Below are 15,360 nucleotides of genomic sequence, written 5' to 3'. Positions count from 1 at the left end.
CTTATGAATAAGAAAAATAGCTAGTCCAAACCTTATAAATCAATCTTACATAATATGTAGTAATAAGTTTGAAAGGGGAATTAGTATGTCTTGTTATTACTACTGTAAGTATTGTAAGGAGTATAAAAAGAAGCATCATGATTGTTGTAAGAACACTAGTAAGTGTCATGATAATAAGGACAATCTTGTTAGAGCATCGGCATTTAGAGCTAGAAATACTGTGAATCAAAATGTTCCTGCTAATACTTTTGTGAAAGTGTTATTTCAAAATGAACAATTTGATTTAGCGAATGAGTATAATCCAGCAACATCTATTTTTACGCCGAAGACTAAAGGAGTATATTCTATTATTGGAACGATTGGTTTCTTTCCAAACGATCCAACTTTAAATTATAGAGCGCGTGTAGAAATTCGTGTGAATGGAAACGCAGCGATAGCTATCGATAATGACTTTTTTGGTCCAATAAGTTTTGGAAATGTCGTAAGTGTTTCGACGATTGTTCAATTGAATGCAGGGGATGAAGTTGAGATTTATGCACAAAGTAGTATAGATGGGGTTTTAAGTCCTTTAGAAGATGGGGCACATTTTGAAGCAGCAAGATTTCCTTCTCCAATTAAATAAAACAGATAATTAAATGTTTTTTAGTAGGTTTAGTTAATCCCCTTACCAAATGGTGGGGGAATATTATTGTTTTTCTAAAATATATAAGTAAATAGGTAAAGTGTAGTTTAATTTGTAGGGGCTTCAACCTTCTTCAGATAATGAACAAAATAATATGCAAATAAGTAACATGCTTGTGAAAACTCATTGTTAGTAAGTTTACTAGTTTTCTTATTGAACAGAAAGACGGAATACATAAAAGATCGTATCATTACGTTTTTTCTTTACTATATAGAAATTACATATTGAACACAGCTTTGTATAGGTAATGCTAATACACTGAAAAGAATAACATAAAGGCGATTACACTATATAAAAACAAAATCAATCCTAAGATGAGTAGTATCGGATGCAGCTTGAACATATTTGACCTCCTTGAGTATATAAAGAATTTTAATATATTGTTGGTCAATTTAGAAGGGGGACGGTTATATAAAAAAAGAGCATACATAATAAGTACGCTCCAAAGAAAGATAGGTTTTATGAGTGGATAATCTCCATACGATAATATATGTTCTTTTAATAAAAACGTGTAAAAAATCAATGAATTATCAATGGAATATCATAAAATGAGTAATTTTAGTCTAGGAATGCAGTTATTTTCTTTCTCAGTTATTTTAGGTAACAAAGTTGTGAAAATCGTGCATTATGCGGACTAACAACGGGATAACGATCGTACTTCAGTTACATATTTCTTAAAGTCTGGATATTGCGTGATAGTTTGACATTTAGGGGCGCATAGTTGATTAATTATAGACACATTTGTAATTACTTCGTTACAAGGACCGAAAAATGTAACTTTTAGTTTTGAATTTGGTGGGATTTTGAACACGATAGGTTTTTTTTCCATGAAATCAGCTCCTAATATTGAGTATTATAATTTAAAGGATATAGAGTCGTATTAGTATAATATGAAATTTCAGTGGATTTGCTTATAATAAAGAATTTCATAGTAGTAAAAGTGCTTAAAGATGTAAAGGGAAAATTGAGAATGTGAAATAAGATGTTTAATTAATATAACTGATGCATTTTTTAGTTTTTTACATATTATGCTAGTAAGAATTGTATAAGGAGGTAGTATAAAATATTGGAAGAAAATGTACAAGTTCAGCTTTCGCCACCTTGGATCACATATTTTAATGAATTGAAAAATTCAATAGGTGCTGATCCAACTGTTACAGTTGGGCCACTTATTCCTGTTGGTGGTAATTATATTATTTTAGTGCATGCGTTAAGCAACGAAAAAGCGAGAGCATTAGCAACGCTTTTAAAATCTTTTGTACAATTTGGGAATGTAAGTGTGACAGTTATTGTAACGAATAATGAGAATGAAATTGTAAATCCATTTCCTTGTCCACTAGATGCATTTGAAATAGCTCATTTATTTCAAGTAGCACTAGAAAATAATCCTTATTTTGAACAAGTTGTGGTACAGCCTCAGTTCCCTGGCGGACCGAATGTTGTCTTTCCGGTTTTCGCTGCGGAAGTCATTCAGTTTTTCAATGACGATATTTCTAACTTATGTCAAACGTTTACAGGTGTTGCTGCCAATGTATTTCGTGATGTAATGAAAGATGAGATTTGTGGTATCCCAATTCTATTTTCCACAAGTTGTGTTATGAGCAGTGAAAATCAAGAATTACAAAATACAGATTTAGCACCAAAGTTGTTTTATTAAACTGTAAAAAGACATTTTCATTAATAGAAAATGTCTTTTTTTATGCACCAATAGTGTTCAGGTTGGAAAATTGTGATTTAAAAGGAGTAAACTTCAATTAATTAAAATTTTTCTAAATCTCAAATTTCATGTAGAGGTAGTAATTTTGACTTAAGAATATATAGAAAATGAGGGATGAAATTTTTTAGTTGAAAGGAAATCGATACTGAAAGTTATAATTTAATAAAACAGGTATTTTTTCTAATATCTGTAAAAATGATTAATAGGACGAGATTACATAATAAATGAATAGTAGGGTATATTTCGAATGTTTTATGTGGCATACATGTTAAAGTTTATAGAAATATTTCTGAAAGAGAATATATTTTGAAAAACAGTAAAGATTCTTTTTACTTATATTATAGATAGCTAGTTTTAGAGAGCTGAGGCTTACAATAAAACTAGCTATGAATAGGACATTCAAAAGGAGCTGGAATGTATGGGGTATATTGTAGACATTTCAAAATGGAATGGAACTATCAATTGGGATATTGCAGCATCTCAGCTAGATTTAGTGATTGCTAGAGTTCAAGATGGCTCTAATACGGTGGATTTTATGTATCAAAATTATGTTAGTGAAATGAAAAAGCATAGTATCCCATTCGGTAATTATGCTTTTTGCCGTTTTATATCTATTGCTGATGCAAAGAAAGAGGCACAAGATTTTTGGAATCGTGGTGATCAATCTGCTAAGTTTTGGGTAGCGGACGTAGAAGTTCAAACGATGGTAGATATGCAAGGCGGGACACAGGCATTTATTGATGAATTACGCCGTTTAGGTGCGGAAAAAGTAGGATTATATGTAGGGCATCACACGTATCTATCATTTGGATCACGTAATATTGAAGCTGATTTCGTATGGATCCCTCGTTATGGAGGGAATAAGCCAGCATATCCATGCGATATGTGGCAATATACGGATTCAGGGAATGTTCCTGGGATTGGGAAATGTGATCTGAATCGATTAGTAGGAAATAAGTCACTTTCTTGGTTTATAAATTCGAACAAAGCAAATCAATCTAACATAGTGTATACACAGCAACCAAATGGCATTGGTATTGCAGTTTCGAAATATCCTGATGGATATGGAATAAATTTATATGAAAACCCCATGAATCCTCAATTTACAGGTACACTCACTCAAAAAATTCCATATTTAATCTTAGCAGGTTATTGGGGAGGCGGTGAGCAAGATATGATTTGTTTAGGGAACGATAAGCAGTGGGTATATTTAAAACATTTTAATGTGAAATGGTTTTATGCAACTTCAAAATATCCTGTCGGTTACGGAGTAAATTATTATGAAGAGCCTGAATGTATGAATTATAAAGGAAACATAGATGGATCGACATCTTTTCGAGTGTGGGGTAGAGTGGGAAATGCGGTAGATATCGGACAGAATAGTTGGATACCTGAAAAACATGTAATTATTAAGCAACTATAGAAGCTATATTTTTTTGAGAATTATATAAAGAGCCTTCTTACTATGCATAGTAAGAAGGCTCTTTATATTTAAAAATGAAAATACATGATACATAGTCAACTCATATGAAATGAATTACATGTAGAAAACACACTGTTTTCACAATGACTGTGTATAGTTAATTTGCATAATGATAAAAGTGAGGTATTTGAATTGAAAAAGAAGAAAATATTTATTGGAACAATTATTTCATGCATGATGCTAGCATTATCTGCATGTGGTTCCTCAGACAACGTAGTAACATCAAAAGTAGGAAATGTTACAGAGAAAGAATTAAGTAAAGAATTACGACAACAATATGGAGAAAGTACTTTATATCAAATGATGTTAAGTAAGGCATTGCTAGATAAATATAAAGTTTCAGATGAGGAAGCAAAAAAGAAAGTAGAAGAAGCAAAAGATAAAATGGGTGAAAACTTTAAATCGACTTTAGAACAACTTGGGTTGAAAAATGAAGATGAATTAAAAGAAAAAATGAAGCCAGAAATTGCATTTGAGAAAGCAATTAAAGCAACAGTTACAGATAAAGATGTGAAAGATAACTATAAACCAGAAATGAAAGTAAGTCACATTTTAGTGAAAGATGAAAAAACGGCTAAAGAAATAAAGGAGAAAATAAATAATGGTGAAGATTTTGCTGCCTTAGCAAAACAGTATTCAGAAGATACTGGTTCAAAGGAACAGGGCGGGGAAATATCTGGTTTTGCCCCTGGACAAACAGTGAAAGAATTTGAGGAAGCTGCGTATAAATTAGATGCAGGCCAAGTAAGTGAGCCGGTTAAAACAACTTACGGTTACCATATTATTAAAGTGACGGATAAAAAAGAATTGAAGCCATTTGATGAAGTAAAGGATAAAATTCGTAAAGATATAGAACAACAAAGACTACAAGATACGACAGGTAAATGGAAACAACAAGTAGTCAATGATTTATTGAAAGATGCTGATATTAAAGTGAATAATAAAGAATTTAAAGATACATTTAAATTTCTAGAAAAGAAATAATGACTGTAATCATAATTAGAAAAGGGAACTCATATAGAGTTCCCTTTTTCTAATTAGTGTGTGAGTTATAAATAGATAGTAAGACAATACAATATTACATTTAAATATTAAGAATTACAATGGAAAATTATGGATTATAATTATTTCAACGAAAGTGGATATTCTACGGTTTTCATTATGCAAGTTTATTACATATATTTACTCTTTAATAATGGATATCGAACATAATTTAAAAAATAATACATATAATGTTTTTGAATAAATATTTAACATGGATAATTAGTAAAAAGCTGAGCATTCGATTGGAAAGGATGTTCTTTTTCATATGAAAATTTTAGGATAAAGAATGAATCGTTTTAAACGCGTCATTTACCACATCAATAAATTAAGGTGGTGGAGAATATATGAAAGTAATCTTTCAAGGAGAGGGCGGCGCGAAAATTTTTGAGTCATATGATGAAAATGTAAGTGATTTATTAGCTATATTAAAAGAAACGAAAGGGATTAAAATCGGGATGGTTGAGTATAAAGTGTTAAAGTACGAACTTAATTATTTTCGTCATCCGAAAAAAGCGGATACAGAGAGAGAGTTACATATAATAGTACAACCTAAGTATATGTAATAAAATATAATAATAAAAATCATTAACTCAGTTTTGTAAAGTTTCATAGAGTATGTAAGAAAAGAGAGTGTTGTAAATGCTCTCTTTTCTTATGCTTTGTGAGTTCGTTCATCATAGTATATGTTTTCAGTTATAGATGGTTAATAAACGATAAAAATTTAAAAGTTTTTCGTTTAGGCAGGGATTTTATATTTGAGTAAATATACTATGAAGTATTTTTTATACGAATATTGGAGGAGTATAAAATGAGTTTAGCAAGTTACATAGGTTGTAATGTAGAAATTCCGTTAACGGATTCAGATTCTAATGATTTAATTGTTTTTGGACCGTGTTTTTCAGATGAAAGTATGCTTGAAATTGCACAAGAGTATCAATTCCAAACAAATTACACATATGAGGTTTCAACTAGTTGGGGAATTGAACTTAAAAATAAATCATTTTAATATAGATGAATTATGTATTTCAGAAAGAACATTAGTTAGGATAGAAAAATAAGCTTTGAAATATTTTTTAGAAAAAGGCGATTTCACTTTGGGTGAAGTCGCCTTTTAGTTGTTATATGCATTTTATATAAGAAATGAGAAGTTTATTTGATAAAGGAAAAAATATGGAGATAAATAAAATTATGTTTTTTGTTAAGAAATAATAAGTATGGCTCTTCTTAAAAGAACGTAAGTTCGTGTATAATAAGAACGAATGTTCTTTTAAGAGGAAACCTAATTATAGTTTAGAAGTAAATCCAAGTTTAGTGAGTATTAAAAAAACTAAAGGATAGTATGGCTAAATAAATGTATAAATGATCAAGGAGATAAAAAATGAACGATGTAAAGATACAAAAAGAAGAAAGAGAGTGGGTTCCGTTTACAGTAATGTCCGAACAACTTTTAAATATGAGAAAGATTATTGGAGAGAAATTAAAAGTACAAAAACCGCTTTTAACAAATGAAGCAAAAGAGAGAATTTCTGATAAATTATTAACGTCATTACTGTCTGAGAAAGAAATATTGGTAACATATTTTGAAGATGGATACATACTAACAAGCTACATGACTGTTGTACATATCAATCCGGTAAAACAAATTGTAATTTGTACAGACGCCTTTTATAAAACTTACGTATTTAACGCTATGGATATTATTGAAGTAATGTAAAAGAAGCTGAATATTAAATGGTAGCTTTTTTTATTTCTGATTTATGAGAAAAATAATACAAGAAAAAGCAGCTAGCTTTGTGCTAGCTGCTGAGCCCCAGGGAAAGGGAGAAAAAGATAGGGTACTCCAAAATCGACAAGAGCTGTCAACCAGCCTGATTATAGTATAGACAAATTAAAATTTTCTATACAGAAAGTTGAACATAGTATTAGGCTGTACCCACTTGGTTTTGATCTGCAAGGTCAGAATCAAATGTATTGGTCGAGCTAACACCGTTAAAAGTATTAACAACAAAACCGACGTTTGATGCGCCGGAACCATTATAAGCTTTCGTATTTTCTTTCGGAGAAACGTTGTAGAAATCACCTAAGTTAAATGATCCATTACTATTTTGTACAACTAAATTTCCTACAACTGATGGCATAATTTTCACCTGCTTTATAATAAGTTGTTAACATTATTATATGGAGTTATAGTCCAGATGGTTCATACAATAAAAATTGTGGAATAGTAAAACGTTTGGAGCATGGATTTCAATAAAAGTGTGTTAAAATTAATATAATAAAGTTGAGTAATTTTTTTAAAAAATTTGTATAATTGATATATATGAAAATAAAGGAGGCAAAATGTAATGAAAGATATTATGAAAAAAGTTGATTTAACAGATGCCAAATCAAGTAATCTTGTTGCACTAATTTATAGTAATGAAGTTATATTAGTTGAAGACGCATTTTGTCCAAATGAAATAAAATTAAAGTTTAATGAAATTGCAATTTTATCTGCAATTAAAACAGCTCATATTGCGAAAGTGTCTATTAGGAAAGAACTTGAAGCGCTTTTTCATGATACGGGTGTTATATTAGTGAAACAAAATGTTGATTATGGTAGTAGCCAATCTATTACCATGCATTTTGAGCAATTTAAAAAATTGCAAGATGAGATTGAACATTTAAATAAGAGTATGTAATAAAGCAGCTAAATAAAGGTTCTATCATAAAGGTGGAATGTGTTGTGTTGAAAAAGTGGTTTAAAAATTATTTGGGTGAATCGCATTGTAAACATAAATATATTTTTATTAAGATGCAGGATAATGAGGATTTTAAAAAAGGTACATTAGGTGTAGTTTATATTTACCAGTGTGAGAAATGTGGAAAAGAGAAGTTGAAATATAAAAATAATAATGAAATAAACAATGAATTTTTAGATATATAGCAAAAAGTAACCATGATGGTTACTTTTTTGTTTATGTATGCAATATCAAAACTATTACTAAAGTATGAGTTGAGTTGATACTATAGTAAATGGCTGAATAAAAATGAAGAGAGTAAGATATAGGGAAGGAGGATGAGGGAAATGAAGCGAAAAGAAATTAGTAAATCTGTAATTATTACAGGCGTGACACAAGGGTTAGGACGTGCGATGGTTGATCGATTTCATGAATTAGGGTGGAACATATATGGTTGTGGACGTTCAAAAGATAAAATTGAAGAACTAAAAAAACAGTACAGTAAAATACATGATTTCCAAGTAACTGATGTTTCAGATTCTCAGCAAGTTAACAATTGGGCAAATTATATACTTAATAGACATACGGCTCCCAATCTGATAATAAATAATGCATCAATTGTAAATCAAAATGCACAACTTTGGAAAATTACGGCTCAAGAATTTGAAAATGTAATGAATGTAAACGTGAATGGTGTAGTAAATGTAATAAGAGCATTTGTTCCCGCAATGGTAGCTAGGAAAGAAGGAATTATCATTAATATGAGTTCTAGTTGGGGGAGAGAAGGTGAAGCTGAGCTTGCGCCATATTGTGCCTCGAAATTTGCAATTGAAGGTATCACTAAATCTATGGCCCTGGAATTACCCCATGGCATGGCTGTAGTTGCTTTAGATCCTGGAGGGAGTATTAGTACTCCAATGCTGAAGTCATGTGCGCCACAATATATAAATGAATCGCCTACACCTGAAACTTGGTCACATAAAGCGATTGAATATATATTGAATATAACAATAGATAAAAATGGAGATTCATTGACATGCCCAGCATGCGTATAAAAAGCACCTTTAAGGTGCTTTTTATATTAGTAGCACATTATATCATTCACAAAATTACATCTGAAAAATAAAATAAAAGATTAAGGGTGAGATTTGTTTGTTTTGAAAGCTTTAGAAAATATTTGAATAGGTGATAAAAATGAATCCAAGCAGTTTAAAAGTGACAGGGGCATGGTTTCAAGTGGGAGGGAATCTTACAGCTGCTATTGGAACGACAAGAGGATTTATTGGAGAAGAGAAAGTTGAATCGGATCTTGTTATTGTAGGAAGCTCATTACAAGCCCTCGGATATATATTACAAATCATTGCGAGCAAGTATGATGATGGGGAAGAAAAAAGAGAAAATCAAAATATAGGCTTAGAGAATCAAAGTAAATTACTTGATCAGATAGGAATTGAGTTATTAGCATTAGGCAATATATCAAATGTAATAGGAACATATTTTAATATAAATGAACAATTGAAAGAAAATGATTATCTTATCATTACAGGGAACAGTTTACAATCGATCGGTGCTTTTTTAGGAGTAGAAGCAGCTTTGGTGGATATAAATGTATTACAGAAAATTATTATACTGGGTAACTCCATGCAAAGTTTAGGGGCTGGATTACAAGCGTATCAAGGTGTTTTAAATGTATTGAAAGATGAGAAAGAAAATAAAGATAATATTTTTGATAAGAAGGATGAGAGAATCATTGCACTCATTGGTATTTGGATACAAGCGATAGGAACGTTAATTTCCGCAATTGGAATAACTGCAATAGAGGAAGAAAATAGGCTAGAAAACAATGAAAAGTCTGAAATACTTATATAAATAGAAGGAGATACATTGATTTTAGAGGCAGGTTAAGATTAAAATGGTAGTAGGTTTTTTTGCGTATATTTTGAAAAGTGATATATAAAATACAAAATAAGGAGTTTTCAAGGGATGATGTATTTATTAGCAATTTTTCTTCCACCTGTTGCTGTATTGTTTTGTGGAAAACCATTTCAGGCAATAATAAATTTCATATTAACATTAATATTTTGGGTTCCAGGAGTTATACATGCAATTCTTGTAGTGCATGATAAAAAAGCTGATCGGCGTTTGAAAAAACAAATTCAAGCATATGATGAAATTAATAAGAGAAATCGAAGATAATTCATCTGCCAAATGTTTTTAAAAGAAAGGAGGATTAACCTCCTTTCTTTTTTAGTGGGTGTTAAGTTTAAATTTTTGTGTGGCGGAAAGAATTTTTAATGTAAGTATTATGATAATAACTTTTAGATTGTGCATGTAATAGGCCAGTATAAATGCTTTCTGGTACATTAAAGAAATCATACATACCATGCTTTAATTGGATTCGCAAAATCATAGAAAAAGGATTATAACCAACAGCAACTATATTTTTTGAGGTAACCGGAGATAGCTTCATTATTATGCAACTCCTTATTTTTCATTTTTAATAATTCTTTGTAGGTAACGGTATTGTGGTGTTGAAATCTTTATAATTAAAGAGGTATTATACCTATATTCAATATATTTAATATTGGTTATACGTAATTATAAGTAAGTTCACACGAAGTTCATATCGATATGCTATTTTTATTTCACCTTTGATTTATTAATAAGAAAATATTGACCATTTGAAAAAAAGGTATATTATTTATACGAGGTAATAAAAATTCACTTCTTTCATTATTATGCTAAAAGGGGCAGCATTATTAGAAAATTAGAAGTGAAAATAGTATGTATAAGAGCCATTCTAAAATTTGTAATCTGTGAATTGGGAAAATATTGAATGCTCCAGGTCAGTACACTTTCTTGCCTAAACGTATTTACGAAAGTGACCTCAATATTTTAAATTAAATCAACGGGAGAATTGAAAGGCAGGAGAAAGTAACATGTCAGAAAATTATCGTTCTCGCGAGGAGCGACGACAAGTTAAAAAGAAAAAACAACCAGCTTCTAAAACACAAAAACCAAAAGGTAAAACATCATTTTTCCGCAAGTTTTTAATTACTTGTTTATTACTTGGTATTGTAGGTTTAGTGGCGGGGGTTGCTACCTTTTTCGTAATGATTAAGGACGCACCAAAACTGGAAAAAGCAAAACTTGTTAATCCGTTATCCTCAAAAATTTATGATAAAAATGGGGATTTGGTATATGAATATGGAAAAGAAAAAAGGACGAATGTTACGTATGATCAAATACCTAAATTAGTAGAAAATGCATTTTTAGCGACAGAAGATTCACGTTTTTATGAGCATAGCGGAGTAGACTTTAAAGGTACTGCCCGTGCTGTTTTAGTGAGCCTTAAAGGAGATTATGGCTCTCAAGGTGGAAGTACGATAACGCAGCAAGTTATTAAAAACTACTTCTTATCAATGGACAAAACACCAAAGCGTAAGGCGCAAGAAATATATTTAGCTTATAAGCTAGAACAACAGTATTCAAAACATGAAATATTAGAGATGTACTTAAATAAAATTAATTTAGGTAATCGTTCATATGGTATCGCAACAGCAGCACAAAACTACTATGGTAAAGAATTGAAGGACTTAACATTACCAGAAGTTGCGATGCTTGCAGGTTTACCGAAAGCACCGAATAACTATGATCCAACGAAAAAAGAAAATGTTCAAAAAGCAACAGAAAGAAGAAATGTTGTTCTAAGTTTAATGAACCGACATGGATATATAACAAAACAGGAAATGGAAGAAGCATCAAAAGTTGACGTAGAAAAGGGGCTTAAGCCTGCAGCTCAACTACAAACAATGCCATACCCTGCATTTATGGATGCAGTTGTGAAAGAAGTAGAAAAAGAATTGCCAGATGCTAATATTGGTTCTGACGGTTTAGAAATTTATACAACGTTAGATCCGAAAGCACAGAAACTTGCTGATAATATTTTAAATAATAATATCATTGATTATCCAAACGATAAATTCCAAGGTGCATTCACATTTATGGATACGAAAACAGGAGAAGTTCGTGCTATAGGTAGTGGCCGTGGAGAAAATAAAGCTGTATTTAAAGGGCATAATATGGCAATTGAATTAGATCGTGCAGCTGGTTCAACGATGAAGCCAATTTTCGACTATGCTCCTGCAATTGAATATTTAAAATGGGCTACGTATCATCAAATCGATGACTCTCCATTTAAGTATTCAACGGGTCAAGAAGTTCGAAATGCAGATAGAAGTCATATGGGTCCAATTACGATGCGTGAAGCATTAAAAATGTCGCGTAATATTCCTGCAATTAAAACTGCAAAAGAAGTAGGGATTAGTAAATCAAAAGAATTCTCTGAGAAACTAGGTATTACATTTAATACAGCACCGACAGAATCGACAGCGATTGGTACAAATGAAGTATCGCCAACTGAAATAGCGGGTGCTTATGCGGCATTTGGTAATGAAGGTAAATATACGAAACCGCATTTTGTTAAGAAAGTCGTTTATCCAGACGGTAAGTCACAAAGTTTTGGACAAAAACCAAAACAAGTTATGACAGATTCTACCGCATACATGATTACTGATATGCTTCGTTCTGTAGTTACATCAGGTACTGGTACATCGGCAAATGTAGGCTCTTTAGATGTAGCTGGTAAAACGGGTACGACAAACTATTCATCAAAGCAATTAGCTCAATATAAAATTCCAGAAAGTGCAACTCGTGATAGTTGGTTTGCTGGATATACACCGCAATATACGATGGCAGTATGGACTGGGTATATGAAAGATGGTAAAGACGAGTATATTAGTAGTAAAAATACGAAAATTGCACAGTTAATCTTTAAAGAAATGATGAGCGAAATGGCTACAGATAAATCACGCTTTAAAATGCCAAGTAGCGTTATTCAAGAAGGTAGTGAGCTACGTATAAAAGGTGAAAAACGTGATTCATCGCCAAATACTAGCGTACCGGATACAACGGAGCAACCAAAACAAGATCAACAGCAAAAAACTGAAGAAGAGAAAAAGCAAGAAGAATTAAAGAAACAAGAAGAACTGAAAAAACAAGAAGAACAAAAGAAACAAGAGGAACTTAAGAAGCAAGAAGAACAAAAGAAACTAGAAGAGCAAAAGAAACAAGAAGAACAAAATAATGGAAATGGCCAAGGAACGACACCTCCAGCAAATAACGGAGGAGGTCAAGGAAATACGACACCTCCAGCAAATAATGGAGGAGGTCAAGGAAATACGACACCTCCAGCAAATAATGGAGGAGGTCAAGGAAATACGACACCTCCAGCAAATAACGGAGGAGGTCAAGGAAATACGACACCTCCGGCAAATAATGGAGGAGGTCAAGGAAATACAACTCCACCAGCGACCACACCACCAGAGACTGGCGGTAATGCAGGAGAGACCCCTGCTAATAATGGGCAATAAGAAAAATTTATAAAAAATATTAAAAAGCACTTAAGATTTGTGAAAATTACAATCTTAAGTGCTTTTTTCGTTTAAATGTAGTAGCTATGAAATGATGTGTTTTAAATGTTAAACGTACCATGAAAATTTTGAAAAAAAATTGAAGGGAAATGATAAAAGACTTGAGTCGGAGGTAGTGGAGGATAACTATGGCTATGAATGGGAGTACTACTGTGGTGTGTACCATGATGCCAAAATGATGGGGTAACTTGACCGGGAATTTGATATTGCTGCCAAGTTGCGGGAAGTTCAATTCCTACATCGGAGCTAGCTGTATGAACTGCAGGAACATGTATCCCAGGAGTCGAAGGAACTACGGCAGTTACTCTTAATAATACCCACATGAAATATTCACTCCTAAGTTGAGTTAATAAATTAGTATATTCTTTTCACACATATAAAGGTACATATATAGGACTTTCGTTTAAAATATGCGTACAAAGTCTTAAGACTAATGTAAGCTGATGGTGGACTATTTAATATGAAAAGATACGTCTATTTGCGGAGGGAAAAGAGATAAAAAAAATATACAATGAGGGTGTTAATCGTAATATTTTACGAGTGTATGGAGGTATTTTTATGGAACGATTATGGACGAAATCATTTATTCAAATGACTTTCGCAATGTTATTTTTATTTACAGGATTTTATTTACTTGTTCCAACGCTCCCGCTCTTTATTAAAGAGATAGGTGGCAATGAATCGCAAGTTGGACTTATGATGGGGATGTTTACAATAGCTGCTGTTGTAATACGACCGATTATTGGAGGAATGTTAGATCAATATGGTAGAAGATCCTTTATTATTTTCGGACTCATCTTTTTTGGCTTAACGATGTACTCCTATAATATAGCATCGACTATTGTCCTTTTAGCTGTTTTACGTGTTATTCACGGAGTAACATGGGCTGTTTCTACAACAGCTGTTGGAACAGCAATAACGGATATTATTCCAGATTCACGCCGCGGTGAAGGTATGGGTTGGTATGGGATGGCGATGACAATTGCAATGGCGATTGGACCTATGATTGGATTATGGGTTGTGCAAAATTATTCATTTGATGGTCTATTTTTATTAGCGACGTTGTTATCTTTTATGGCAGTTGTATTATCATTAATAACGAAGATCCCATTTACGCCACAAAAAGAAAAAGGGAAAATTCAGCTATTTGAGAAATCCGTATTAACAATCACGATTGTAGTATTCTTTTTATCGTTTGCATATGGAGGAATAACAACCTTTTTACCGTTATTTGCATCATCAATTCATGTAAACCCGGGAACTTTCTTTCTTGTATATGCAATTGCATTAACAATTGTAAGACCAATTTCAGGGAAACTATTAGATAAGTATGGAGAAGTATTCATCATACTTCCAGCATTATGTATTACTATTTTAGCTATAGTTGTTTTAACTATCTCAAATGGTTTGATAGGTGTAATTATCGCAGCAACATTATACGGTATTGGATTTGGTTCAGCGCAGCCAGCTTTGCAAGCGGCAATGCTTACAATTGTCGATCCGAGTAAAAGAGGAGTTGCAAATGCTTCATTTTTTACAGCGTTTGATTTAGGAATCGGGTTAGGTGCTATTTTACTTGGAGTTGTTTCACAAATGTTTGGTTATCGTATTTTATTTTCAGGGAGTGCAATTTCAGCATTGATAGCCTTAATTATTTTCGTCTTCTTTGTAAAACAACGATTAGGAAAAAAAGAGTTTGCGTAAACTGGAGGAATAAAGATGAGAATTTCAATTGATCGTAAAGCTCTGCAATGGTTCCAGGAAGAATTACGTATAAAGCACGGTGAATCTGTACGTTTTACTGTAAGGTACGGAGGGGATAGTTCAATTCAGCCCGGATATTCTTTAGGGGTTGTTGCTGAGAAACCTGATGGCGAAATAGTGTCAGTTGAGAAGGAAGGTATTATATTTTTTGTAGATTCTGATGATCTTTGGTATTTTCAAAACTATGATTTATTTGTAAGTTATCATGAGGAAATGGAAGAAATTCAATTTAATTATGTAAAATAATAACTTTATTAAAAATGAATAAGTTTTATATAAAAATTATATTTAAGAGATAGTGAAATAAATATCATATAGTAACGAGCTGTATTTATGTACAGCTCGTTTTTTCTATTTCTCAAATAAAATTAGAATAATTGTATATTTGGCGGTGTTATATGAAAAATCTTTATATTTTGTTTTTGAAAATACGCAAAGAAGTCTATCCTTTCTTTATA

19 protein-coding genes are annotated in these 15,360 nt (G+C 31.9%); 15 read left to right on the top strand and 4 right to left on the bottom strand.

The window, feature by feature from the left end; translation table 11 throughout:
• The first annotated feature begins 85 nt into the window (after nucleotides 1-85).
• A complete protein-coding gene (locus tag B9A45_RS18500) occupies nucleotides 86-622 on the top strand; it encodes a C1q-like domain-containing protein (protein ID WP_002100961.1) in 537 nt (178 codons plus the stop codon).
• A 694-nt stretch (nucleotides 623-1,316) separates the two neighbouring features.
• Here B9A45_RS18500 and B9A45_RS18495 read toward each other — a convergent pair.
• Nucleotides 1,317-1,511 (bottom strand): hypothetical protein, encoded by a 195-nt coding sequence (locus B9A45_RS18495; RefSeq protein ID WP_000412556.1) that lies wholly within the window; start codon nucleotides 1,509-1,511, stop codon nucleotides 1,317-1,319.
• A gap of 237 nt (nucleotides 1,512-1,748) precedes the next feature.
• On the opposite strand from B9A45_RS18495, the gene B9A45_RS18490 reads away from it, so the two are divergent.
• The 6 genes from B9A45_RS18490 to B9A45_RS18465 all read left to right on the top strand — a co-directional run bounded on the left by B9A45_RS18490 (nucleotide 1,749) and on the right by B9A45_RS18465 (nucleotide 6,640).
• Nucleotides 1,749-2,339: a hypothetical protein gene (locus B9A45_RS18490; protein ID WP_048567978.1), complete on the top strand. Its 591-nt coding sequence runs from the start codon at nucleotides 1,749-1,751 to the stop codon at nucleotides 2,337-2,339.
• Between the two features lie 478 nt (nucleotides 2,340-2,817).
• The gene (locus B9A45_RS18485) at nucleotides 2,818-3,822 is read left to right on the top strand and encodes a glycoside hydrolase family 25 protein (protein ID WP_016109917.1); all 1,005 of its coding nucleotides are present in this window, start codon (nucleotides 2,818-2,820) and stop codon (nucleotides 3,820-3,822) included.
• 192 nt (nucleotides 3,823-4,014) lie between these two features.
• Entirely contained in the window at nucleotides 4,015-4,866 is an 852-nt protein-coding gene (locus B9A45_RS18480) for a peptidylprolyl isomerase PrsA (RefSeq protein WP_016109918.1), read from the top strand.
• Nucleotides 4,867-5,270: 404 nt separating this feature from the next.
• Nucleotides 5,271-5,489, top strand: a complete 219-nt coding sequence (locus B9A45_RS18475; protein WP_000864279.1) for a hypothetical protein — start codon at nucleotides 5,271-5,273, stop codon at nucleotides 5,487-5,489.
• Nucleotides 5,490-5,734: 245 nt separating this feature from the next.
• Nucleotides 5,735-5,932: a KH domain-containing protein gene (locus B9A45_RS18470; RefSeq protein ID WP_228492684.1), complete on the top strand. Its 198-nt coding sequence runs from the start codon at nucleotides 5,735-5,737 to the stop codon at nucleotides 5,930-5,932.
• 372 nt (nucleotides 5,933-6,304) lie between these two features.
• Nucleotides 6,305-6,640 carry a YolD-like family protein gene (locus B9A45_RS18465; protein WP_063536294.1) on the top strand — a complete coding sequence of 112 codons (336 nt, stop codon included), beginning with the start codon at nucleotides 6,305-6,307 and terminating at the stop codon, nucleotides 6,638-6,640.
• Between the two features lie 208 nt (nucleotides 6,641-6,848).
• Here the strand turns inward: B9A45_RS18465 and gerPF are convergent, their stop codons facing one another.
• Nucleotides 6,849-7,064, bottom strand: a complete 216-nt coding sequence (gene gerPF, locus B9A45_RS18460) for a spore germination protein GerPF (RefSeq protein WP_084064500.1) — start codon at nucleotides 7,062-7,064, stop codon at nucleotides 6,849-6,851.
• A 207-nt stretch (nucleotides 7,065-7,271) separates the two neighbouring features.
• Between gerPF and B9A45_RS18455 the strand changes: the two genes are divergently transcribed.
• From B9A45_RS18455 to B9A45_RS18435, 5 genes are all read left to right on the top strand, one after another.
• Nucleotides 7,272-7,607, top strand: a complete 336-nt coding sequence (locus B9A45_RS18455; RefSeq protein ID WP_000651907.1) for a hypothetical protein — start codon at nucleotides 7,272-7,274, stop codon at nucleotides 7,605-7,607.
• Between the two features lie 44 nt (nucleotides 7,608-7,651).
• A complete protein-coding gene (locus tag B9A45_RS18450) occupies nucleotides 7,652-7,852 on the top strand; it encodes a hypothetical protein (protein ID WP_000915143.1) in 201 nt (66 codons plus the stop codon).
• A 141-nt stretch (nucleotides 7,853-7,993) separates the two neighbouring features.
• The gene (locus B9A45_RS18445) at nucleotides 7,994-8,701 is read left to right on the top strand and encodes an SDR family oxidoreductase (RefSeq protein WP_053512286.1); all 708 of its coding nucleotides are present in this window, start codon (nucleotides 7,994-7,996) and stop codon (nucleotides 8,699-8,701) included.
• 139 nt (nucleotides 8,702-8,840) lie between these two features.
• Complete coding sequence (locus tag B9A45_RS18440; protein ID WP_001070034.1) at nucleotides 8,841-9,515, top strand: DUF6944 family repetitive protein; 675 nt, start codon at nucleotides 8,841-8,843, stop codon at nucleotides 9,513-9,515.
• 114 nt (nucleotides 9,516-9,629) lie between these two features.
• Nucleotides 9,630-9,842 carry a YqaE/Pmp3 family membrane protein gene (locus B9A45_RS18435; RefSeq protein ID WP_000990215.1) on the top strand — a complete coding sequence of 71 codons (213 nt, stop codon included), beginning with the start codon at nucleotides 9,630-9,632 and terminating at the stop codon, nucleotides 9,840-9,842.
• A 67-nt stretch (nucleotides 9,843-9,909) separates the two neighbouring features.
• Here the strand turns inward: B9A45_RS18435 and B9A45_RS18430 are convergent, their stop codons facing one another.
• Complete coding sequence (locus B9A45_RS18430) at nucleotides 9,910-10,116, bottom strand: KTSC domain-containing protein (protein WP_000777843.1); 207 nt, start codon at nucleotides 10,114-10,116, stop codon at nucleotides 9,910-9,912.
• 469 nt (nucleotides 10,117-10,585) lie between these two features.
• On the opposite strand from B9A45_RS18430, the gene B9A45_RS18425 reads away from it, so the two are divergent.
• Nucleotides 10,586-13,078, top strand: a complete 2,493-nt coding sequence (locus B9A45_RS18425) for a PBP1A family penicillin-binding protein (RefSeq protein ID WP_065704216.1) — start codon at nucleotides 10,586-10,588, stop codon at nucleotides 13,076-13,078.
• Between the two features lie 101 nt (nucleotides 13,079-13,179).
• On the opposite strand, the gene B9A45_RS18420 is transcribed toward B9A45_RS18425, so the two are convergent.
• On the bottom strand, nucleotides 13,180-13,461 hold the full coding sequence (locus B9A45_RS18420; RefSeq protein ID WP_084064497.1) for a hypothetical protein: 282 nt from the start codon (nucleotides 13,459-13,461) through the stop codon (nucleotides 13,180-13,182).
• 235 nt (nucleotides 13,462-13,696) lie between these two features.
• On the opposite strand from B9A45_RS18420, the gene B9A45_RS18415 reads away from it, so the two are divergent.
• Complete coding sequence (locus B9A45_RS18415) at nucleotides 13,697-14,842, top strand: MFS transporter (protein ID WP_000440662.1); 1,146 nt, start codon at nucleotides 13,697-13,699, stop codon at nucleotides 14,840-14,842.
• A 15-nt stretch (nucleotides 14,843-14,857) separates the two neighbouring features.
• Nucleotides 14,858-15,148, top strand: coding sequence for a HesB/YadR/YfhF family protein (locus B9A45_RS18410; protein ID WP_001222842.1), 291 nt, complete (start codon nucleotides 14,858-14,860; stop codon nucleotides 15,146-15,148).
• Nucleotides 15,149-15,360 lie beyond the last annotated feature (212 nt).

The sequence above is a fragment of the Bacillus sp. JKS001846 genome (assembly GCF_900176455.1).
GTDB lineage: Bacteria > Bacillota > Bacilli > Bacillales > Bacillaceae_G > Bacillus_A > Bacillus_A cereus.
The sequence above is the reverse complement of the archived record's forward strand: the minus strand, read 5'-3'. Positions and strand labels throughout refer to the sequence as shown.

Coding starts and splice junctions, on each gene's coding strand:
- B9A45_RS18500 (WP_002100961.1), top strand. CDS start 86: ATGTCTTGTTATTACTACTGTAAGTATTGTAAGGAGTATAAAAAGAAG.
- B9A45_RS18495 (WP_000412556.1), bottom strand. CDS start 1,511: ATGGAAAAAAAACCTATCGTGTTCAAAATCCCACCAAATTCAAAACTA.
- B9A45_RS18485 (WP_016109917.1), top strand. CDS start 2,818: ATGGGGTATATTGTAGACATTTCAAAATGGAATGGAACTATCAATTGG.
- B9A45_RS18475 (WP_000864279.1), top strand. CDS start 5,271: ATGAAAGTAATCTTTCAAGGAGAGGGCGGCGCGAAAATTTTTGAGTCA.
- B9A45_RS18470 (WP_228492684.1), top strand. CDS start 5,735: ATGAGTTTAGCAAGTTACATAGGTTGTAATGTAGAAATTCCGTTAACG.
- B9A45_RS18465 (WP_063536294.1), top strand. CDS start 6,305: ATGAACGATGTAAAGATACAAAAAGAAGAAAGAGAGTGGGTTCCGTTT.
- gerPF (WP_084064500.1), bottom strand. CDS start 7,064: ATGCCATCAGTTGTAGGAAATTTAGTTGTACAAAATAGTAATGGATCA.
- B9A45_RS18455 (WP_000651907.1), top strand. CDS start 7,272: ATGAAAGATATTATGAAAAAAGTTGATTTAACAGATGCCAAATCAAGT.
- B9A45_RS18445 (WP_053512286.1), top strand. CDS start 7,994: ATGAAGCGAAAAGAAATTAGTAAATCTGTAATTATTACAGGCGTGACA.
- B9A45_RS18440 (WP_001070034.1), top strand. CDS start 8,841: ATGAATCCAAGCAGTTTAAAAGTGACAGGGGCATGGTTTCAAGTGGGA.
- B9A45_RS18435 (WP_000990215.1), top strand. CDS start 9,630: ATGATGTATTTATTAGCAATTTTTCTTCCACCTGTTGCTGTATTGTTT.
- B9A45_RS18430 (WP_000777843.1), bottom strand. CDS start 10,116: ATGAAGCTATCTCCGGTTACCTCAAAAAATATAGTTGCTGTTGGTTAT.
- B9A45_RS18425 (WP_065704216.1), top strand. CDS start 10,586: ATGTCAGAAAATTATCGTTCTCGCGAGGAGCGACGACAAGTTAAAAAG.
- B9A45_RS18420 (WP_084064497.1), bottom strand. CDS start 13,461: ATGTGGGTATTATTAAGAGTAACTGCCGTAGTTCCTTCGACTCCTGGG.
- B9A45_RS18415 (WP_000440662.1), top strand. CDS start 13,697: ATGGAACGATTATGGACGAAATCATTTATTCAAATGACTTTCGCAATG.
- B9A45_RS18410 (WP_001222842.1), top strand. CDS start 14,858: ATGAGAATTTCAATTGATCGTAAAGCTCTGCAATGGTTCCAGGAAGAA.